Below are 21,106 nucleotides of genomic sequence, written 5' to 3'. Positions count from 1 at the left end.
CGCCGGTCACTTCGGCTTGACGACGTCGAGCTGCTTGCCCGAGCTGCCGATCACGTCCTTCTTCCAGCGCTCGATCCACACCGGCTTCTTCGCCATCACCTGGGACCAGTCGACCGGGATCAGCTTCACGCCCGCGATCGCCTTCTTGACCGCTTCGCCGTTCTTGCCGGCCAGCGGCACGTCCGTGCGGCCCGGGATGCCGTACATGTCCGGCACCTTCGACTGCACTTCCGTCGACATCAGGTAGTCGATCAGCTTCTTGCCGGCGTCCTGGTTCGGGCCGCTCTTGATCAGGCCGATGCCGTACGGGAGCTGGAACGTGGTCGGCTGGTCGCCGTCCTTCGCGGCCAGGAAGATCGGCTTGACGGACAGCGCGCCGTGCTCGGCATCGTCGAGGTCCATCTGCAGGTCGCCGTTGGCGACGCTGATCTCGTTACGCGACAGCAGCACGTTCAGGTAGCCCGTGCCCTTCGTGTGGAACTTCACGCTCTGCGACAGCTTCGCGAGGTAGTCGAACGCCTTGTCCTCGCCCATCAGCGACGTCGTCAGGATCAGCACGGCCATCCCGTCGCCGGCCGTGGCCGGGTTCGAGTACGCGACCTTGCCCGCGTAGGCCGGCGACAGCAGGTCGGCGAACGTCTTCGGCTGGTTCTTCACGACGTCCGGGTTGATCGCGAACGAGAAGTAGTTGTTCACGAACGTCGCCCACGTGCCGTCTTCGGCCTTCGCGATGGCCGGCACGTTCTTGTAGTTCACGCTCTGGTACGACTGCAGCAGGCCCATCTGGCCGGCTTGCTGGATGAACGGCGGCAGCGTGACGATCACGTCGGCCTTCGGGGAATTCTTTTCGATGTTCGCGCGGTTGACGACCTCGCCGCTGCCCGCCGTCACGATGTTGACCTTGACGCCTTCCTTCTTCTCGAAGGCCGGCAGCACATCGCGATACAGGTTCTCGAGACCGTCTGCCGTGTACAGCACGACCGCGCTCGCCGCATGGGCGGGCAACGCGGCGCCCATCAGAGCGGCGACGCTGGCGGCCAGCGCAAGCTTGCGGAACGCGCCGGCAGCGGCGCGCGAGGGTTTCTGCAGTGTCATCTGACTTCTCCGTAGGCGGAACACCAATGGGCCGGGGGCACGACCCGGCTCTCCTGTTATCTCCGGGCAGCGCCGCTCGACGGCCTGCCTCGCCGCCGCGCGAGGTTGGGTTCGGCGCGGCAAGCGAAGGATCACAGCGTTCGATGACAAACCCGTGACGAATGCCGCAATTTCCAAAAAATGACACATTTTGCCAATATCATGCAAGTCATTCAGAAATGCCGCGCGGTGTTTCTTCCGACCTTTGCAGAGGAAAACCATGTCCGATCCGATTCTTCTTACGCCCGGCCCGCTCACCACGTCCGCCACAACCCGCCACGCAATGCAACATGACTGGGGCTCGTGGGACGCCGCTTTCAATCAACTGACGGCCAGTGTCTGCGCGGATCTCGTCGCCATTGCGCACGGCGGTGACGAGTACGTGTGCGTGCCGATGCAGGGAAGCGGCACGTTCTCGGTCGAAGCCGCGCTCGGCACGCTGGTGCCGCGCGACGGCGTCGTGCTGGTGCCCGACAACGGCGCGTACTGCGCGCGCATCCTGAAGATCCTCGGCCGGCTCGGTATCGACGCGATCGCGTTGCCGTTCGGCGAGGACACGGCCGTCGATCCGGCCGCGATCGAAGCCGCGTTCGCGCGCGAGCCGCGCATCACGCACGTCGCGCTGGTGCATCTGGAGACGAGCGCCGGCATCCTGAACCCGCTCGACGACATCGCCGCCGCGTGCCGGCGCCACGGCAAGCGGCTGATCGTCGACGCGATGAGTTCGTTCGGCGCGCTGCCGATCGAACTGGCGGGCAGCGGCATCGACGCGCTGATCTCGGCGAGCGGCAAATGTCTCGAAGGCGTGCCGGGGATGGGCTTCGCGATCGTGCGGCGCGACGCGCTCGACGCGAGCGAAGGCAACTCGCCGTCGCTCGCGCTCGATCTTCACGACCAGTACGCGTACCTGCGCAAGACCGGCCAGTGGCGCTTCACGCCGCCGACGCACGTGATCGCCGCGCTGCGCGCCGCACTCGACCAGTACGTCGCCGAAGGCGGCCAGCCGGCGCGTGGCGCGCGCTATGCGGACAACTGCCGCACGCTGGTCGAATCGATGCGCGCGCTCGGCTTCACCCCGTTCCTCGATGCGGGCGTGCAGGCGCCGGTGATCGTCACGTTCCACGCACCCGACCACCCGGCCTACGATTTCCGCCGCTTTTACGACGCGGTGCGCGACGCGGGCTTCATCCTGTATCCGGGCAAGCTCACGCGGCTCGAGACGTTCCGCGTCGGCTGCATCGGCGCGATCGACTCGAACGACATCCGGCGCGCGGTCGCGGCCATCGCGCACGCGATCGAATCGCTCGGCATCGCGGTGCAACGCGCATAAGCGCCGTACTCAGCCGGCCAGCACGTTCTGCGCGCGCAAATAAAAAGCCCGGCGGCCAACCGGCCGCCGGGCGAACGCACAGGAGATGCGTGGAGCGGGTGCTTACAGCTCGATCCGCTTGATGTCGCCGACCACGAAGATGTACGACGCCGCACCGACCAGCGCGATCACGCCGATGAACACGAGCGCGCCGACGAACGACCCGGTCGACGCGACGATGAAACCGACGACGAGCGGCGTGATGATTCCGGCGAGGTTCGCCGCGAAGTTGAAAATGCCGCCGGTCACGCCGAGCAGGCCGTCCGGCGCGATGTCCGACACGAGCGTCCAGCCGAGCGCGGCCATCCCCTGCGCGAAGAACGCAACCGACATGATCGCGATCACGGCTTCGTTGCTCTGCACGTAGTTCGCGAGAATGATCGTCGACGCGAGCAGCAGGCCCGCAATGATCGGCAGCTTGCGCGCGAGGTTCGCGGACTTGCCGCGACGCAGCAGCCAGTCGGAGAAGATCCCGCCGAACATTACGCCGACCGACGCGGCGATGAACGGCATCACCGCGAAGAAACCGATCTTCAGCCAGCCCATGTGGCGCTCGGTGGCGAGGTAGGTCGGGAACCAGGTCAGGAAGAACACGAGCGTCGAGTTGCCGGCGAACTGGCCGAGGCAGATGCCCGCGAGCTGACGCTTCTTCAGCAGCTTGCCGGCCATCGACCAGCTGAAGGCCTTCTGCCCCGCCTTGCCGCCCTTGTCGCCGTCCTTGCGCGCGCCGTGCACCAGGCCGCCGCCCGCCTCGATGTACGCGAGTTCCTCCGCATTCGCGCCCGGATGGTTGCGTGGTTCGTGATAGAACTTCCACCAGACCAGGCCGAACGCGATGCCGATCGCGCCGACGACCCAGAACAGCGAGCGCCAGCCGAACGCGCCCATCAGCGCGAACAGCACGGGGCTGAAGAACGCGAGGCCGATGTACTCGCCCACCGTGTAGGTACCCGTCGCCATCGCGCGTTCGTTCTGCGGGAACCAGGTCGCGACCACCCGGCTGTTGGTCGGGAAGCACGGCGCCTCCGTGACGCCGAGACCGAGCCGGCACGCGAACAGCGTCGCGACGCCGGGCACGAAGCCTTGCAGGAACGTGCACAGCGACCACAGCGTCATCGACCAGTAATACGTGATCTTGCTGCCGAAACGGTCGAGAAACAGGCCGCCGGGCACCTGCGCCGCCACGTACGTCCACGAGAACGCGGAGAACATGATGCCCATCACGGCCGCATTGATGCCGAGCTCCTTGGTGAGCTGCGGCGCAGCCACCCCCAGCACGGTACGGTCGAGATAATTGATCATCGTGCCGATCGCGAGCAGCGCGAGAATCTTGTAGCGCGCGGACGTGCGCCGGACGGTGCCGGCCGCCTGCGCCGGCGCGGCACGCGTGTCAGTGGTGTGCTGCATGGTCGTCTCCTGGTCTCTCTTTCTGGATGGGGTCAGCGCGCGACGAGCGACTGAAAGTGATCGAACATCCGCTCGGCGTCGGGCGTGCGTCCGGTGAAGATCTCGAACGCGTCGACGGCCTGGTAGACGGCCATCCCGCCACCCGGCAGCGTGGCGCAGCCGGCCGCGCGCGCCGCATGGATCAGTTCGGTTTCGAGCGGGAAGTACACGATGTCGGCCACCCACATGCCGGCATGGAGCAGTTCGGCCGGCAGCGGCAGGCCCGGATGCTTGGCCATGCCGGTCGGCGTGGCGTGGATCAGGCCCGTCGCGGCGTGCATCGCGCCGGCAAGATCGCTGCCGGACGGAGCGCCGCCCGACGCGACCCGCGCGGCGGGGAAACGCTGCTGCAACTCGGCCGCGAGCGCGGTGGCCCGCGAGCCGTCGACATCGAAGATCGTCAGTTCAGCCGCGCCCATCTGCAGCGCCGCGTGCGCGACGGCCGCGCCGGCGCCGCCCGCGCCGAGCTGGACGACGCGTTCGAGCTTCGCGCCGGGCAGCCCGCGGCGGAACGATTTCGCGAAACCCGACCAGTCGGTGTTGTGGCCGATCCGCTTGCCGTCCTTGAACAGCACGGTGTTCACCGCGCCGAGCGCGCGAGCGTCGTCCGACAGCGCGTCGAGGTGTTCGATCACGCGCTGCTTGCACGGGTGCGTGATGTTCAGCCCGTTGTAGCCCATCCGCTGCGCGGCATCGAGCAGTTGCGGCAGCGCGTCGACGCTCACGCCGAGCGCGTCGAGGTCGATGCGCCGGTAGACGTAGCCGAACCCCTGGCGGAAGCCTTCTTCCTCGTGCATCGCGGGCGACAGCGAACCGCCGATGCCCTGGCCGATCAGGCCGATCAGAAACGACGGGCGGCTCATCGTGCGGCTCCCTGCGAGAACAGCGTCGCCAGACGCTGCAGTGCGAACACGTAGCCTTCGGTGCCGCAGCCGCAGATCACGGCTTCGGCGAGCGCCGACACGTACGAATGGTGGCGGAACGCCTCGCGGCGATGCACGTTCGAGATATGCACTTCGATCACCGGTTTCGCGATCGCGGAAAGCGCGTCGGCCAGCGCCACCGACGTATGCGTATAGGCGGCCGGGTTGATCACGATGCCGTGCGTGTCGTGACGCGCGGCGTGCAGCCAGTCGATCAGCTGATGTTCGGCGTTCGACTGGCGGAAGTCGATGTCCAGCCCGAGCCCTTCCGCCGCCGTGCGGCAGCGCTGCTCGACGTCGGCGAGCGTTTCCGCGCCGTAGATCTGGGGCTCGCGCGTCCCCAGCAGATTCAGGTTCGGGCCGTTCAGCACCAGCACCTTGGGCTTGCTCATGGTGATTCTGCTCCTAAAACGGGGGCGAATCGTTAGCCGACTTCGCCCCCTGACGTCAAGATTTGGCGCTAGTGTGCGCTTGCGCAAGCGCAATGTCTTTTCGGGTTTTCGCTAATTTGTACCATCTAGTTAGTTTGTACAATACGTACCACTAGCCCAGTAAATTCGGGATATGGCGTTCGCCGGGAACTCAACGACTGGTTCATTCGGGGCCGATTCGACCGACGCCATGCCCCGCTCACCCGCAGGATTCGCTCATGCAGCGCTCGATCGCCACCGTGTCACTGTCCGGCACGCTCGCCGAGAAGCTCGCCGCCGTCCAGGCCGCAGGCTTTGACGGCGTCGAAATCTTCGAAAACGATCTCGTCTACTTCGACGGATCGCCGGCCGACGTCCGGCGCATGGCCGCCGATCTCGGCCTCGACATCGTGCTGTTCCAGCCGTTTCGCGACTTCGAGGGCGTGAGCGCGGCCCAGCTCGCGCGCAACCTCGACCGGATCAAGCGCAAGTTCGACGTGATGCACGCGCTCGGCACCGACCGCATCCTGGTGTGCAGCAACGTGTCGGCCGACACGATCGCGGACGACGGGCTGCTCGTCGACCAGCTCGGCGCGCTTGCCGAAGCCGCGCGGCAGGCCGGCGTGGTCGCCGCGTACGAGGCGCTCGCGTGGGGCCGCGTCGTGAAGCGGTACGGCCATGCGTGGCAACTCGTGAATGCGGTGAACAGCCCGCACCTCGGCCTTGCGCTCGACAGCTTCCATACGCTGTCGCTCGACGATTCGCCGGACGCGATCGCCGACATCCCCGGCGACCGGATCGCGTTCGTGCAGATCGCCGACGCGCCGAAGCTCGCGATGGACGTGCTCGAATGGAGCCGCCACTACCGCTCGTTCCCGGGCCAGGGCGACTTCGACCTCGCACGCTTCACCGCACGCGTGATCGAGTCGGGCTATACGGGGCCGCTGTCGCTCGAGATCTTCAACGACGGCTTCCGCGCGGCGCCCACCGCGATCACGGCCGCCGACGGCCATCGCGCGCTGCTCTATCTGGAAGAGCTGACGCGCGCACGACTCGCGCAGGACGGCCGGGCACCGGCCGCCAGCCAGCCGCTGTTCGCGCCGCCGGCACCGCCCGCGCACGTCGGGTTCCAGTTCATCGAATTCGCGGTGGACGCGCAGGCGGCGGCGACCGTCGGCGAGTGGCTCGGCCGAATGCGCTTCCGGCTCGCGGGCCGGCATCGTTCGAAGGATGTGACGCTGTTCCAGCACGGCGCCGCGTCGATCGTGCTGAACGCGGAGCGCGACTCGTTCGCCGATGCGTTCTTCCAGCAGCACGGGCTGTCGCTGTGCGCGTCGGCATTCCGCGTGGACGACGCGAAAGTGGCGTTCGAGCGCGCGGCCGGCTACGGCTACGCGCCGTTCTCCGGGCGCGTCGGGCCGAACGAGCGCGTGCTGCCGAGCGTGCAGGCGCCGGACGGCAGCCTCGAGTATTTCGTCGACGAAGCGCCGAACGCACCGACGCTGTACGAATCGGACTTCGTGCTGACCGACATCGACGGCCCGAGCGAAGTCGGCCCGCTGACGGGTATCGACCACGTATGCCTCGCGCTGCCGGCCGATGCGCTCGACACGTGGATCCTGTTCTTCAAGACCGCGTTCGGCTTCGAGGCCGAGCGCAGCTGGCTCGTGCCCGATCCGTACGGGCTGATGCGCAGCCGCGCGGTGCGCAGCGCCGACGGTTCGGTGCGGATCGCGCTGAATGCGTCGGTCGACCGCCACACGGCGGTGGCCGAATCGCTCGACCGCTACCACGGGACGGGGCTGAACCACGTCGCATTCCGCACGGACGACATCGTGAAGACGATCGCCGCGTTCGCGGCCGACGGCGTGCCGTTCCTGCGCATTCCGCCCAATTACTACGACGATCTCGCCGCACGCTATGCGCTGCCGGACGAACTGATCGACACGCTGAGCGCGCACCACTTGCTGTACGACCGCGACGAGCACGGCGGCGAATTCCTGCACGCGTATACGGAACTGGTCGACAACCGCTTCTCGCTCGAGATCGTCGAGCGGCGCGGCGGATACGACGGTTATGGCGCGGCAAACGCGGCCGTGCGGCTCGCCGCGCAGGCGCAGCGCAGGAAATAACGGAAGGAAGCGCCGCGGGATCGCGAGCCGGGCCACGTGCGCGGCCCGCGGCCGATTCAACGCGCCGCATTCCGCGCGCACCATCGTGGTGAATCGCGCGGCCGCGCACCCGCCGGCGCGGCTGGCGGCGATCGGACCGGAAGGCCGGTGCCGTATGGCGTTACATCCGGTAACCCGTACCGCAGCGCAGCATTCCTCTGTACGTCCCGGTTTTAAGAATCGCTTAAGTCTTCGACGGCACCATCCGCAACCAGTACCCGATGGTTATCTCGAAAAGGAGGAAAGCGATGAGCGCCGTAGAAGCACCCGCGGGCCGCCCGGCCGCGCCCCCTGCAAAGAAGACGATGCTGCGCCGCCTGCTCAGTCATCATGAAATCGCGACGCTGCTCGTGCTTCTGCACGCGCCGATCGGCGCAAACGCCAAACCCGAGCTGCCCGCATTACAGGAAGCCGGCCTCGTCGAAATGGTCAAGCTCGACGCCGATACGTCACCCAGCTTCCGGCTGACCGAAGACGGCACGGCCGTCCTGAAAGGGCTCGGCTACCGCTGAGCCCCGCTGAGTCCCGCTGAGCCGCCGTCGTCACGGCATCCCCGTTTCCCCGCAATACCCCGCAATACCTCGCACTCCCCCGATTCCTGCGACGCGCCGGCCCGGCCGGCGTATCGCGTCACCCTCCCCGCTCCTGCAGCATCAGCCGGTATTCCGTCGGCGTCACGCCGACCGTCGCCTTGAACTGGCGCGTGAACGCGCTGTGATCCGTATAGCCGCATAGCGCTGCGACGTCCGTCACCTTGTCGTGCGTGACGAGCAGCGCGGTGGCCGCATCGAGCCGCGCCTTCAGCAGCACCTGGCGCGGTGTCAGGTGAAACACCTTGTGGAAATAGCGTTCGAGCTGCGCAACCGACATCCCGGCCATCTGCGCGAGCTGTTTCAGGTTCAGCGGCTGCACGTAGTGATCCTGGATGTGCTGGACCACGTCGGCGAGCCGGCTGTACGCCGGATGCGAGCCCTCGTGCGCCTTCAGGTCGCGCGAGATGCCCGCGAGGCCGACCACCGTGCCCGCGGCATCGCGCAGCGGCTCCTTGCAGGTCAGGCACCAGCCCGGCTGACGGCCCGGATACAGGTGCAGCTCGAGCTGATCCGTCAGTTGCTGGCCGGCGTTGATCGTCGCCATGTCCTGCTCGAAATAGCTGCGGCCGAAGCGGCGCGGAAACACTTCGTCGGTCGTCTTGCCGAGCAGGTCGCGCTTGTCCTTGTAGCCGCAGCGCATCGCCAGCGTACGGTTGACGAGCGCATAGCGGCCGTTCGCATCCTTCACGAAGAACGCGACGTCCGGCAGCGCATCGAACACCGGTTCGAGCAGGCGGAAATGCGCCAGCATCGCGCCGAGGTCGGCATTGTCGGGCTGGTAGCGCAGCGTATCGGACAGGCTCATGGGCGGTACGGCAAGCAAGGTCGTCATCCCGGCAACCGCAAGGCGAGTGGCAGATGGCGTCGATTATAGGAGCGCCCCTCCGATCGCGTCGTGCCGATCGCAAAGGCGGGCAAGGTGGTGGCGGCCGTCGCATCGCGCCGCCGAGCGGCCGGCATCGTCACGCGATATCCGTTGCGCACGCAACCACTTCGCCGCGCATGCGGCGTGCCGCGAATCCGTTTGCGCCGACACGGCCGCCACGCATGCGCGGATGCCGACATACCGCGCGCATTGCCGTACGCACGTTCCGGCGCACCGGCACCGCGCGCCCGGACTCGCCAGCATAAAAATGCGCACGCGCAACGTCTTGGCGCGTTTGCGCATACTGCATGACGATTTCGGCACATATCAGGGTAATCGACGATATGCCGATATCGTCGCCGGCTGCGCACCGAACGCGCAAGACGTCCGCATTTTCGCTGTCTAGACTTCGCTTCACGGTCACGAGACGACCTTCCGATGCTGCGGCAATCGGCGCGCCCGGCCTGCGGCATCGGCCATCATGCGCGCCGATTCCGGCATAGCCGGGGGCAATACGCGGCAAGCACGCACGGCCCTCGCACCGGCCTGCCGAACGCACCGTCTCGCCCGGTTTACCGGCGCCGGCCAGCCGGCCGGCGGCGGCCCAACCACGCCATCAAGGGGAAGTGAAAGTGAAGCTGAAGGTATCGCACGTCGCGCTGGCCGCTGCCTGCGCACTGTCGGGCGCGCACGCCATCGCCGCCGACGTCGTCAAGATCGGTTTCGCCGCACCGCTGACCGGCCCGCAGTCGAACTACGGCACGGACATGCAGAAGGGCGTGCAGCTCGCGATCGCCGATTTCAACGCGACGCGCCCGACGATCGGCGGCAAGCCCGTCACGTTCCAGCTCGATTCGCAGGACGACCAGGCCGACCCGCGCACCGGCACGACCGTCGCGCAGCGGCTGATCGACGACAACGTCCGCGGCATCATCGGGCACTTCAACTCGGGCACGAGCATTCCGGCGTCCGACCTGTACGATCGCGCGGGGCTGCCGCAGATCTCGATGGCCACGTCGCCGCAATACACGGCGCGCGGCTACAAAACCACCTACCGGCTGCTGACGAGCGACGCGCAGGCGGGCCGCATCGTCGGCACGTACGCGGTGAAGACGCTGCGCTTCAAGCGCATCGCGATCATCGACGACCGCACCGCGTACGGCCAGGGCATCGCCGACGAATTCGCGAAAGCCGTCGAAGCCGCGGGCGGCACGATCATCAAGCGCGACTTCACGAACGACAAGGCGCTCGATTTCTCCGCGATCCTGACCAACCTCAAGGGGATGAACCCGGACGCGATCTTCTACGGCGGCGGCGACGCGCAATCGTCGCCGATGATCCGCAAGATGCGCCAGCTCGGGATGAAATCGGCGTTCGTGACGGGAGAGATGTCGCGCTCGCCGACGTTCCTGAAGGTCGGCGGCGACGCGGCCGAAGGCGCGATCGTCTACATGGGCGGGCTGCCGAAGGAGAAGATGCCGGGCTTCGCCGGCTACGCGGCACGCTACAAGGCGCGCTTCAACGAAGACGTGATCACCTACTCGCCGTACTCGTACGACGGCACGATCGCGCTGCTCACCGCGATGAAGGAGGCCAACTCGACCGACCCGAAGGTGTACACGCCGTATCTCGGCAAGGTGTCGGTGAAGGGCGTGTCGGCCCCGAGCATCGCGTACGACGCGAAGGGCGACCTGAAGGATGCGCCGGTGACGATCTACAAGGTCGAACACGGCGCGTTCAAGCCGGTCGACACGATCGCCGGCAACTGACCCTTCCGAAACGCAAGCGCTCGGTCGCGCGGCGCGCGGCCGGCTCGCCGGCCGCCCGCGCCGGGGATCGCTCCGGCTGCATGGTCAGAAGCGGTCCTCGGCGCACACCCACGCGCATTCAAACGCGCACATTTTGCGCTCCTGTAGAATCCCCCCACCCGCTTTGACGCTTCGTCTGCGCCGCGCCCCATCCCGGTGCGGCGGTACCTGTTGCCTGCCTCACCCGGCGCGCCGCACGTTTCGACGACGCAAGCCGCGCCTTGTCAGTCCATGCCGATAGCGGGCCCTGGAGACGCAGCACCGACAACTACATTCGAATACCGATCGTCCTGACCATGCAAGCTTCCGAATTGAGCGGCGTGCCTCGCGCCGCCGAACGCGCGCTCACGCGCAGCGACTACAAGACCCTGGGCCTCGCCGCACTCGGCGGCGCCCTCGAGTTCTACGACTTCATCATCTTCGTGTTCTTCGCGCCGGCGATTGGACAACTCTTCTTCCCGCACGACATTCCCGACTGGCTGCGCCAGTTGCAGACGTTCGGCATCTTCGCGGCCGGCTATCTCGCCCGCCCGCTCGGCGGCGTGATCATGGCGCACTTCGGCGACCTGTTCGGCCGCAAGCGGATGTTCACGCTGAGCGTGCTGATGATGTCGGTGCCGACGCTGCTGATGGGCCTGTTGCCGACCTACGACACGATCGGCATCCTCGCGCCGGTGTTGCTGCTGCTGTTCCGCGTGCTGCAGGGCGCGGCGGTCGGCGGCGAAGTGCCGGGCGCGTGGGTGTTCGTGTCCGAGCACGTGCCGTCGCGTCACATCGGCTATGCGTGCGGCACGCTCACCGCAGGGCTCACGGCCGGCATCCTGCTCGGCTCGCTCGTCGCGGCCGGCATCAACAGCCGCTACTCGGGCGCCGAAGTCACCGCGTTCGCGTGGCGCATCCCGTTCCTGCTCGGCGGCGTGTTCGGGCTGTTCTCCGTGTACCTGCGCCGCTGGCTGCATGAAACGCCGGTGTTCGCCGAGATGAAGGCGAAGAAGGCGCTCGCGGCCGAAATTCCGCTGAAGGCCGTGCTGCGCGACCACGGCCGCGCGGTGATCGTGTCGATGCTGCTCACGTGGATGCTGTCGGCCGCGATCGTCGTCGTGATCCTGATGACGCCCGCACTGCTGCAAAAGCAGTTCCACCTGACGCCCGCGACCACGCTGTTCGCGAACAGCGTCGCGACGCTGTGCCTGACGGCCGGCTGCATCACCGCGGGTTCGCTCGCGGGCTGGATCGGCGCGAAGCGCGTGCTCGGCATCGGCGGCATCGGGCTGGCCGCATGCTACTACCTGCTGTTCGCGCAGGTCGCGGCCGACGCGTCGACGCTGCCGCTCTACTACGGCATCGCCGGCTTCATGGTCGGCACGATCGGCGCGGTGCCGTTCGTGATGGTCAAGAGCTTCCCGGCCGTCGTGCGCTTCTCGGGCATCTCGTTCTCGTACAACGTCGCGTATGCGATCTTCGGCGGCCTCACGCCGGTGATCGTGTCGCTGATGATGAAGTCGAATCCGCTCGCGCCGGTCGTGTACGTCGCGGCGATCTGCGTGCTCGGCGCGATCGCCGTGCAATTCTCGAAGGATGCGAAGGACGTGAAGGCGTCGCACTGAGCGTCACCGCGCACGTTCGCGCGATGCCATGAACAAAGGGCCGAATCCCGCGGGATTCGGCCCTTTGTTTTGAGTCAGCGAAAACGGCAATGCCGGGCGTGCGATCAGCGCAGGCTGCCGTACGTCGTGCTCGGCCGGCGCAGGCCGTCGATGCTCGCACCGCCGGCGCCCGTGACGAACAGCAGCAGGAAACCGCCGGCGATCGCGATGTTCTTCCAGAAGTGGATCACCATGTCGTGCTGGACCGCGGCATCCGTCGCGTCCCAGAAATTGTGCCCGACCATCGCGGTCGCGACCGTGTAGAACGCCATCAGCAGCGCGAGCGGCTTCACCTTGTAGCCGACGATCAGCAGCAGCCCGCCGAGCCCCTCGATCGCGACGACGATCGGCCCGATCACCTGCGGATACGGGACGTTCAGCCCGTGCAGGTAACCGATGAAATCGCCGTAGCCGAGCAGCTTCATCACGCCGCCCCACAGGAACAACGCCGCCAGCGCCAGGCGCGCGAAAAAAATGACGCCGGAATCGACGGAACGCGTCATGCCTCTCTCCTCGTATGCAATTCGACCGGCCGCGCGGCGCACACCCGAACGGCTCGGCGCCGCGCGGCCCTGCGGGGCCCGCGGCAAATGGGCCAGCATAGACAGAGTTTCGGCCGTGTCCAAGAAAAAGGTTGTAGCAAATCTTTACACGGCGGCCGCCGCGCGGTTCGCGGGCGGCGGCATGGACGGCGTGTTCAGCCCGCGTCGCTCAACAGCACGCCCTTCTTGAAGATGAAGCAGCCGTAGCCGCGCAGTTCGCCGGTGACGATCACCGCGTACGTCTGCTGCGCGCGTTCGTAGAACGCGAAGCGGTCGATGCCCGCGAGCGGCACCGCGCGCCCTTCCGCGCGGTCGATCTCGGCCTGCACCTCGCGCTGCACGGGCGGCACCGCGGCCGCGTCGCCGACGACTTCCATCCGCCACGCGGGCGTATCGACGAACGTATCGAGCGGCAGCACCGACAGCACCGCGCGCACGACACGCGCCGAATCGGCGCCGTCGATCCGCAACGCGCGGCCGACCACCGTGTGCTCCGCGACGGATTCCGCCGGGAAATTCGCGTCGCAGATCGCGATTTCGTCACCGTGGCCCATCGCGCGCAGCGTGTGCAGGATGTCGGCGTGCAGCAGCGGGTCGAGATTCTTCAGCATGTCGGCTAGTCTCCGGGATCAGGAACGAATCGCATAACGTTACCCGATCCCGGCAGCCGCCGTGCATGCGTCGTGCGTGTCACGACGCCGCGGCCGGCATTTCGTCGATGAAACCCGTGACCGACGCGAGGCGGCCCGATGCGTCGACGGTACCGAAGTCCGAACCCTTCACGATCGCCGCGCCGTCGGGCGACTCGAGCGCCCACGAAAACCGCAGATGCGGGCCGAACCCGTCGACGTCGGTCGTGCGGCGAAAGCGGAACGCGGGGAAGCGCTCCTGCACGGCCGCGATCATCGCGTCGATGCCGGCGTGGCCGTCGCCGGCCATCAGCGGATCGCGATAGGCCGCGTCGCTCGCGTAGGTCGCATCGATCAGCGCGCGGCGGCGCGCGACGTCGGGTTCGTTCCATGCGTCGAAGTAGCGGTCGATCAGGTCGGCGTGAACGGACGACGTGGATTGGGCGGTGTTCATGGCGAGGCTCCTTGGGTCGATGAAAGGACGATGTCGCGAACGTGACGTGTGTCGTGTTCGCGTGCCGTCATCGTCGCCGGCCTCGCGTGGGCGGTCGATTACGTGCGGGGTAAGGAAATCGACGCGCCGGCCGCCGCAATGAAAACGGGCGCCGTCTCGGGCGCCCGCTTCGTCCGGCTGCAACCGTCGCGCGTATCGCGTATCGGGTATCAGGTCACCGGTGCCGGATTGAACAGCGTCAGTGCATTCGCGAGCTTCCATTGCTCGGCCCACGTACGGCGCTTGCCGCTCGCGACGTCGAGCATCAGCCGGAACAGTTCCCAGCCCGTGTCCTCGATCGTGGCCGCGCCGGTCGCGATCCGGCCCGCGTCGAGATCCATCAGATCGTGCCAGCGGCGCGCGAGATCGCTGCGCGTCGCGACCTTGATCACCGGCACCTGCGCGAGACCGTACGGCGTGCCGCGGCCGGTCGTGAAGATGTGCAGGTTCATCCCGGCAGCGAGCTGCAGCGTGCCGCAGATGAAATCGCTCGCGGGCGTCGCCGCGTACAGCAGCCCCTTCTGCTTCGCTCGATCGCCGGGACGCACGACGCCGGCAATCGGCGCGCTGCCCGACTTCACGATCGAGCCCATCGCCTTCTCGACGATGTTCGACAGGCCGCCCTTCTTGTTGCCGGGCGTCGTGTTCGCGCTGCGGTCGACGCGGCCGCGCTGCAGGTAGCGATCGTACCAGTCCATCTCGCGGATGATCTCGCGTGCGACGTCCTCGTTCGCCGCGCGCGACGTGAGCTGCGCGACGCCGTCGCGCACTTCGGTCACTTCCGAGAACATGATCGTCGCGCCGGCGCGCACCAGCAGATCGGCCGCGAAGCCGACGGCCGGATTCGCGGTGAGCCCCGAGAACGCGTCGCTGCCGCCGCACTGCACGCCGACGACGAGATCCGATGCGGGGCAGGTCTCGCGACGGCGGCGATCGAGCCGCTCGAGATGCGATTCGGCCATCTTCATGATCGAGTCGATCATCGAGTTGAAGCCGACGTGCGCGGCGTCCTGCAGGCACACGACGCCGCCGTTGTCCGTCGCGCCGTCGGCCGTGAGCGGAATCGCGCCGGGCGGCAGCAGGCGCTCGGGCTGAAGCTTCTCGCAGCCGAGGCTGACCGTCATCACCTCGCCGCCGAAATTCGGATTCAGGCTGATGTTGCGCAGCGTGCGGATCGGGATGTCGGCGTCGGGCGCGTCGATCGCCACGCCGCAGCCGTACGTGTGCTCGAGCCCGACCACGTCGTCGACGTTCGGATAGCGCGGCAGCAGTTCGTCCTTGATCCGCTTCACCGCATGTTCGACGACGCCCGACACGCACTGCACGGTCGTCGTGATCGCGAGGATGTTGCGCGTGCCGACCGAGCCGTCGGCATTGCGGAAGCCTTCGAACGTATAGCCTTCGAGCGACGGCAGCGGCGGCGCGGCGCGGGTCGCGAGCGGCAGGTCGTCGAGACCCGGCGGCTCGGGCATGCGCATCGTGCGCTCGTTGACCCAGCTGCCGCGGCGCAGCTCGGCGAGCGCATAGCCGATCACCACGTTGTAGCGGACGATCGGATCGCCGGCCGCGAGATCGACCAGCGCGACCTTGTGCCCCTGCGGCACGCCTTCGCGCAGCGTCAGCCCGTCGGCGAACGTCGCGCCCTCCGGCAAGCCGCCGTCGTTGACGACGATCGCGACGTTGTCGTCCGGGTGGACACGGATATAGAGCGGGGAAGCAGTCATCGGAATTCCTGGAAGCTATCGACGATATCGTTAGTCATCATACGACATTCAACGTCAGGCTGCGATGTTGCGTAAACCCTTATCCGGAAAGACCCTACTATATATCGACGGGCAAGGCGCTTGCGTCATCTGTTCCCTCGTTGTACGATGACATACAACGACATCGCCACTATGGCTCGCATGCCGTTCCCGACGAACCCAGCAGTCGCGCTAGACGGACGACCCAACCATGACCTCACCGCAAGAACTCAAACAGATCATTTCCCACGGCCTGCTGTCGTTTCCGCTGACGGATTTCGACGCCGACGGCAGCTTCCGCCCGTCCACCTATGCCGAGCGCCTGGAATGGCTGGCTCCGTACGGCGCGAGCGCGCTGTTCGCGGCCGGCGGCACCGGTGAATTCTTCTCGCTCACGCAGCGCGAGTATTCGGACGTGATCCGCGTCGCGACGGAAACCTGCAAGGGCAAGGTGCCGATCCTCGCCGGCGCGGGCGGCGCCACGCGCGTCGCGATCGAATATGCGCAGGAGGCCGAGCGCCTCGGCGCGAGCGGCGTGCTGCTGATGCCGCACTACCTGACCGAAGCGAGCCAGGAAGGGATCGCCGAGCACGTCGAGCAGGTGTGCCGCGCGCTGAAGATCGGCGTGGTGGTGTACAACCGCGCGAATTCGAAGCTGAATGCGGACATGCTCGAGCGCCTCGCCGACCGTTGCCCGAACCTGATCGGCTTCAAGGACGGTGTCGGCGAAATCGAAAGCATGGTGACGATCCGCCGCCGCCTCGGCGACCGCTTCGCGTACCTCGGCGGCCTGCCGACGGCCGAAGTCTACGCAGCCGCGTACAAGGCGCTCGGCGTGCCGGTGTACTCGTCGGCCGTGTTCAACTTCATCCCGAAGACGGCGATGGCGTTCTACGAAGCGATCGCGAAGGACGACCACGCGACCGTCGGCCGCCTGATCGACGAGTTCTTCCTGCCGTACCTGAAGATCCGCAATCGCCGCGCGGGCTATGCGGTCAGCATCGTGAAGGCGGGCGCGAAGCTCGTCGGCCACGACGCGGGCCCGGTGCGTGCGCCGCTGATCGACCTCACCGACGAAGAAGCGGCCGAGCTCGACGTGCTGATCAAGAAGATGGGCCCGCAGTAAGCAAGGCTCGCCGGCGGCGCGGGGCCTTCATCGGCGCCGCGGCCGGCCCCTTTCGTATCCGTATCGCGCAATGGCCGCACGGCTCGACGAGCCGGTGCGGCCATTCCGTTACATCTGCGCGATCGCGCCGATGATCCGCTGGCGCACGCTGGCGAGCGCACGCTGCGTCTCGTCGATCCCCTTGCGTGCCGCGACCGGCCGGCCGCGCGCCGGCGACTCGGCGCCGACGATCTGTTCGAGCACGTCGCGATCGACGACCGCATCGAAGAACCGCCCGACCGTAAACATCGCGTACTGCTTCGCGGTCGCAAGATGCGCGTTGGCCTGCGTGAGCGCGTCGGTGCGCTGCGCACCGTTGGGCCCGTCGATGCTGCGGCGGTGCTTCAGCGCGAACACCACCGCCTCCATGTCGTACCGGAAGCGCTCGACGGCCCTGCCGAAGATCAACGAATGCGGATCGGCGCCCGCGACGGGCCGCCCCTGGTTGATCGTCACGTCGAACTCGCTGCCGCCCAGTTCGCGCTGCAGCGCGAACAGCGCGTCGGCCAGAACGCGCCCTTCGCTGTACTGGCCGATCTGGGTACGGACCGATTTCGCGACGTCGCCGATCGCTTTCCACAACCCCGCCGCGAACAGGTGGTCGCCACGCTTGCTGATATTCATCGGATGGTTCCTTGTTGGTCTTGTGCGTCTCTCAGGCTCGCCTGCGGGGCCGAACGGCCCGAGGCTTCGCTACTGTAGAAGAAACGCCGGCAACAGGAAAGCCGGGACGGCGCCGTCGCGGCAGCGCAGCGCTTGCAGCTCGTTGCACAACACCCGCTCACCGACTTGGCGCAACCGGGCACGAAAGCCGGCGCAATAAAAACGGCGGCGGGGCCCATGAGCCCCGCCGCCGTCTTCCAACGTGCCGGAACGCGCCCCTTCCGGGACACTGTCTCCAGCAGTTACGTCACGTCACTCCGCGTTGCCGTCCCGCAGCCGCGGAATCGCAAGCGGATTGCGTTCCTGCAGCGCCTCCGGCAGCAGGTCGTCCGGGAAGTCCTGATAGCACACGGGCCGCAGGAAACGGTCGACCGCGGTCGCGCCGACGGACGTGACGGCCGGGTTCGACGTCGCCGGGAACGGGCCGCCGTGCACCATCGCGTCGCACACCTCGACGCCGGTCGGGTAACCGTTCACGAGCAAACGGCCGGCCTTGCGTTCGAGGATCGGCAGCAGCCGGCGCGCGAGCGGCTTGTCGTCGGCGTCCATCTGCAATGTGGCCGTCAGCTGGCCTTCGAGCGCGTCGAGCACGCGCGCGACTTCGTCGAGATCGCGGCAACGCACGATCAGCGACGCCGGCCCGAATATCTCGTGGCCGAACGCCGGCTCGGCGAGGAACGCCTGCGCGCCGACTTCGTACAGCGCGCCGCCGGCCTGGCAGTCGGTCTGCGCGGCTTCGCCCGCCCCGATTTCACGCACGCCCGGCAGTTCGGCCAGCTTGCCGCGGCCGCTGCGATACGCATCGGCGATGCCGGGCGTGAGCATCACGCCGGCCGGCTTCTTCGCGAGCGCCTGCGCGGCGACGGTTTCGAAGCGGTCGAGATCGGGGCCGTCGATCGCAAGCACGAGGCCCGGGTTGGTACAGAACTGGCCGACGCCGAGCGTCAGCGAATCGACGAAGCCCGTCGCGATCGCGTCGCCGCGCGCGGCGAGCGCCGCCGGGAACAGCACGACGGGGTTGATGCTGCTCATTTCCGCGTAGACGGGAATCGGCTGCGCACGCGCGTTCGCGAGCTGCACGAGCGCCATCCCGCCCTGCCGCGAGCCCGTGAAGCCGACGGCCTGGACCGCCGGATGGCTGACGAGCGCCCCGCCGATCACGCGGCCGGGGCCGACCAGCAGCGAGAACACGCCGGCCGGCATGCCGGTTTTCGCGACCGCCGCGCGAATCGCGCGGCCGACCAGCTCGGACGTGCCGAGGTGCGCCTCGTGCGCCTTCACGATCACCGGGCAACCCGCTGCAAGCGCCGACGCGGTATCGCCGCCGGCCACCGAGAACGCGAGCGGGAAATTGCTCGCGCCGAACACGGCGACGGGCCCGAGCGCGACTTTTTGCAGACGCAGATCCGAACGCGGCAGCGGCGTGCGAGCCGGCTGCGCGGGGTCGATCGACGCGGCGAGGAAGCGCCCGTCGCGCACGACGCGCGCGAACAGCCGCAGCTGGCCGACGGTGCGGCCGCGCTCGCCCTGCAGCCGCGCGACGGGCAGGCCCGTTTCGGCGTGCGCGCGCTCGATCAGCGCGTCGCCGAGCGCGACGATTTCATCGGCGATCGCTTCGAGAAACGCCGCGCGGGCCGCGAGCGGCTGCGTGCGGTACGCATCGAACGCGTCGCGGGCGAGTTCGCATGCGCGCTCGACGTCGGCCTGCGTCGCGATGCCGAACGCCGGCACGTCGATCGGCGCGCCCTTCGTCGGATCGAACGCGCGCAAGGTGCCGGCCGAGCCGGCCACCGCGTCGGCGCCGATCAGCATCTCTCCTGTCAGTTGCATGGGGTGTGCTCCGTGGTTCGGGAATGAATGGCTCATTGTAGCTCAACAGATACGATGTCTGCCGACAACGTCGCATCATTTTCGCCGCCTGCGAGGGCGTCGACGATACCTTCAAGCGCCTTTCCCGGCCAGAAAATCGCGACATTCCCACACTGTGACGCGGATCTGCAAAGGGAAAACCCGAGGTTTCTCAATCCACGCATTAACAATAAACTTTCAGCCATGTCATACGACGACGTACGTTTAAAGTGACCAATCAGACCTCCCCTCGCGACCTTCCGCTCGATCTTGCGCGCACCGCGCGCCGGACCGCCGTGCGCTACTGGATCCTGGCGATGCTGTTCGTCGTCACGACGCTCAACTATGCGGATCGCGCGACGCTGTCGATCACCGGCACGCCGATCCGCCAGGCGTTCGGCATCGATCCGGTGACGATGGGCTACATCTTCTCGGCGTTCAGCTGGGCGTACGTGCTCGCGCAACTGCCGAGCGGCTGGCTGCTCGACCGTTTCGGCGCGCGGCGCGTGTATGCGGCCAGCATCTTCCTGTGGTCGGCGTTCACGCTGCTGCAAAGCACGATCGGCCTCGGCGGCAGCGCCGCGTTCGCGGTCGCCGCGCTGTTCGCGATGCGCTTCGCGGTCGGCATCGCCGAGGCGCCCGCGTTTCCCGCGAACGCGAAGGTCGTCGCGAGCTGGTTCCCGACCGCCGAGCGCGGTACGGCGTCGGCGATCTTCAACGCCGCGCAATACTTCGCGGCCGTCGTGTTCTCGCCGCTGATGGCGTGGCTCACGCATGCGTACGGCTGGCACCACGTGTACCTGTGGCTCGGCCTGGCCGGCATCGCGCTCGCGTTCCTGTGGCTGCGCGTCGTGAAGGACCCGGCCGACCATCCGGCCGTGAACCGCGCGGAACTCGAGCATATCGAGCAGGGCGGCGGCCTGGTGCGCTCCGCCACCGCCGCGCGCGGCAGCAACGGCTCGCGCTCGGAGGGCAGCCGCGTGGCCGGCTGGTACTACGTGCGCCAGCTGCTGTCGAACCGGATGCTGATCGGCGTGTACCTCGGCCAGTACTGCGTGAACGTGCTCACCTACTTCTTCCTCACGTGGTTCCCGATCTATCTGGTGCAGGCGCGCGGGATGTCGCTGCTGAAGGCCGGCTTCATGACGTCGCTGCCCGCGATCTGCGGGTTCCTCGGCGGCGTGCTCGGCGGGATGCTGTCGGACGGGCTGATTCGCCGCGGCGTGTCGCTCACGCTCGCGCGCAAGATCCCGATCGTCGGCGGGATGGCGCTGTCGATGGTGATCATCGGCTGCAATTACGTCGACAGCGAAGTGCTGGTGATCGTGCTGATGGCCGTGTCGTTCTTCGGCAAGGGAATCGGCTCGCTCGGCTGGGCCGTCGTCGCCGATACCGCGCCGAAGGAAGCGATCGGCCTGTCGGGCAGCCTGTTCAACATGTTCGGCAACACGGCCGGCATCGTCGCACCGATCGCGATCGGCTACCTCGTCGGCGCGAGCGGCTCGTTCAACGGCGCGCTCGTGTTCGTCGGGCTGAACGCGCTCGTCACCGTGTTCAGCTATCTCGTGATCGTGAAGGACATCAAGCGCGTCGAACTGCGTCATCGCGACGCGTAGCACCGGCGGGAAGCGTGCAAAAAACGGCGGCCGCGTAACGAGC

At 67.4% G+C, this 21,106-nt stretch carries 19 protein-coding genes; 7 read left to right on the top strand and 12 right to left on the bottom strand.

Going from position 1 to position 21,106, the window contains the following annotated elements:
- Positions 1–6: 6 nt before the first annotated feature.
- Positions 7–1,095, bottom strand: a complete 1,089-nt coding sequence (gene phnS / locus HWX08_RS26590) for a 2-aminoethylphosphonate ABC transporter substrate-binding protein (RefSeq protein WP_107310347.1) — start codon at positions 1,093–1,095, stop codon at positions 7–9.
- Positions 1,096–1,354: 259 nt separating this feature from the next.
- Here phnS and HWX08_RS26585 point away from each other — a divergent pair, with 259 nt between their 5' ends.
- Positions 1,355–2,464, top strand: a complete 1,110-nt coding sequence (locus tag HWX08_RS26585) for a 2-aminoethylphosphonate--pyruvate transaminase (protein WP_174921590.1) — start codon at positions 1,355–1,357, stop codon at positions 2,462–2,464.
- Positions 2,465–2,566: 102 nt separating this feature from the next.
- On the opposite strand, the gene HWX08_RS26580 is transcribed toward HWX08_RS26585, so the two are convergent.
- From HWX08_RS26580 to aroQ, 3 genes are read right to left on the bottom strand one after another with little or no spacing between them, the layout of a single operon-like run.
- A complete protein-coding gene (locus HWX08_RS26580) occupies positions 2,567–3,910 on the bottom strand; it encodes an MFS transporter (RefSeq protein ID WP_069260779.1) in 1,344 nt (447 codons plus the stop codon).
- Positions 3,911–3,942: 32 nt separating this feature from the next.
- Complete coding sequence (locus tag HWX08_RS26575; RefSeq protein ID WP_069260780.1) at positions 3,943–4,812, bottom strand: shikimate dehydrogenase; 870 nt, start codon at positions 4,810–4,812, stop codon at positions 3,943–3,945.
- Positions 4,809–5,264 carry a type II 3-dehydroquinate dehydratase gene (gene aroQ / locus HWX08_RS26570; protein WP_069260781.1) on the bottom strand — a complete coding sequence of 152 codons (456 nt, stop codon included), beginning with the start codon at positions 5,262–5,264 and terminating at the stop codon, positions 4,809–4,811. Before aroQ ends, HWX08_RS26575 begins: the two co-directional genes overlap by 4 nt.
- 257 nt (positions 5,265–5,521) lie before the next feature.
- Between aroQ and HWX08_RS26565 the strand changes: the two genes are divergently transcribed.
- Together HWX08_RS26565 and HWX08_RS26560 are read left to right on the top strand one after the other, a co-directional pair.
- Entirely contained in the window at positions 5,522–7,414 is a 1,893-nt protein-coding gene (locus HWX08_RS26565) for a bifunctional sugar phosphate isomerase/epimerase/4-hydroxyphenylpyruvate dioxygenase family protein (protein ID WP_174921591.1), read from the top strand.
- Between the two features lie 287 nt (positions 7,415–7,701).
- Entirely contained in the window at positions 7,702–7,965 is a 264-nt protein-coding gene (locus tag HWX08_RS26560) for a hypothetical protein (protein ID WP_069260783.1), read from the top strand.
- 118 nt (positions 7,966–8,083) lie between these two features.
- Here HWX08_RS26560 and HWX08_RS26555 read toward each other — a convergent pair whose 3' ends face one another.
- Together HWX08_RS26555 and HWX08_RS26550 are read right to left on the bottom strand one after the other, a co-directional pair.
- Positions 8,084–8,878 (bottom strand): AraC family transcriptional regulator, encoded by a 795-nt coding sequence (locus HWX08_RS26555; RefSeq protein ID WP_069260784.1) that lies wholly within the window; start codon positions 8,876–8,878, stop codon positions 8,084–8,086.
- A gap of 130 nt (positions 8,879–9,008) precedes the next feature.
- Positions 9,009–9,335, bottom strand: a complete 327-nt coding sequence (locus HWX08_RS26550) for a hypothetical protein (RefSeq protein ID WP_174921592.1) — start codon at positions 9,333–9,335, stop codon at positions 9,009–9,011.
- A gap of 208 nt (positions 9,336–9,543) precedes the next feature.
- Here HWX08_RS26550 and HWX08_RS26545 point away from each other — a divergent pair, with 208 nt between their 5' ends.
- Both HWX08_RS26545 and HWX08_RS26540 read left to right on the top strand, forming a co-directional pair.
- Positions 9,544–10,680: a branched-chain amino acid ABC transporter substrate-binding protein gene (locus HWX08_RS26545; protein ID WP_084636158.1), complete on the top strand. Its 1,137-nt coding sequence runs from the start codon at positions 9,544–9,546 to the stop codon at positions 10,678–10,680.
- 335 nt (positions 10,681–11,015) lie between these two features.
- Complete coding sequence (locus HWX08_RS26540; protein ID WP_174921593.1) at positions 11,016–12,326, top strand: MFS transporter; 1,311 nt, start codon at positions 11,016–11,018, stop codon at positions 12,324–12,326.
- A 104-nt stretch (positions 12,327–12,430) separates the two neighbouring features.
- Here the strand turns inward: HWX08_RS26540 and HWX08_RS26535 are convergent, their stop codons facing one another.
- The 4 genes from HWX08_RS26535 to garD form a co-directional block, all read right to left on the bottom strand.
- Entirely contained in the window at positions 12,431–12,868 is a 438-nt protein-coding gene (locus HWX08_RS26535; protein WP_069260786.1) for a DoxX family protein, read from the bottom strand.
- Between the two features lie 194 nt (positions 12,869–13,062).
- Entirely contained in the window at positions 13,063–13,518 is a 456-nt protein-coding gene (locus HWX08_RS26530; RefSeq protein WP_069260787.1) for an RbsD/FucU family protein, read from the bottom strand.
- 79 nt (positions 13,519–13,597) lie between these two features.
- Positions 13,598–13,990, bottom strand: a complete 393-nt coding sequence (locus tag HWX08_RS26525; RefSeq protein ID WP_174921594.1) for a nuclear transport factor 2 family protein — start codon at positions 13,988–13,990, stop codon at positions 13,598–13,600.
- A gap of 209 nt (positions 13,991–14,199) precedes the next feature.
- Positions 14,200–15,753: a galactarate dehydratase gene (gene garD, locus HWX08_RS26520; RefSeq protein WP_174921595.1), complete on the bottom strand. Its 1,554-nt coding sequence runs from the start codon at positions 15,751–15,753 to the stop codon at positions 14,200–14,202.
- 229 nt (positions 15,754–15,982) lie between these two features.
- Here garD and kdgD point away from each other — a divergent pair, with 229 nt between their 5' ends.
- Positions 15,983–16,897 (top strand): 5-dehydro-4-deoxyglucarate dehydratase, encoded by a 915-nt coding sequence (kdgD, locus tag HWX08_RS26515; protein WP_069260790.1) that lies wholly within the window; start codon positions 15,983–15,985, stop codon positions 16,895–16,897.
- A 108-nt stretch (positions 16,898–17,005) separates the two neighbouring features.
- On the opposite strand, the gene HWX08_RS26510 is transcribed toward kdgD, so the two are convergent.
- On the bottom strand, positions 17,006–17,560 hold the full coding sequence (locus tag HWX08_RS26510) for a hypothetical protein (protein ID WP_069260791.1): 555 nt from the start codon (positions 17,558–17,560) through the stop codon (positions 17,006–17,008).
- Positions 17,561–17,851: 291 nt separating this feature from the next.
- Complete coding sequence (locus tag HWX08_RS26505; RefSeq protein WP_174921596.1) at positions 17,852–19,429, bottom strand: aldehyde dehydrogenase (NADP(+)); 1,578 nt, start codon at positions 19,427–19,429, stop codon at positions 17,852–17,854.
- A 248-nt stretch (positions 19,430–19,677) separates the two neighbouring features.
- Here HWX08_RS26505 and HWX08_RS26500 point away from each other — a divergent pair, with 248 nt between their 5' ends.
- Positions 19,678–21,063: an MFS transporter gene (locus tag HWX08_RS26500; RefSeq protein WP_069260793.1), complete on the top strand. Its 1,386-nt coding sequence runs from the start codon at positions 19,678–19,680 to the stop codon at positions 21,061–21,063.
- Positions 21,064–21,106: the final 43 nt, after the last annotated feature.

The organism is Burkholderia metallica, assembly GCF_902832845.1.
Lineage (GTDB): Bacteria > Pseudomonadota > Gammaproteobacteria > Burkholderiales > Burkholderiaceae > Burkholderia > Burkholderia metallica.
The sequence above is the reverse complement of the archived record's forward strand: the minus strand, read 5'-3'. Positions and strand labels throughout refer to the sequence as shown.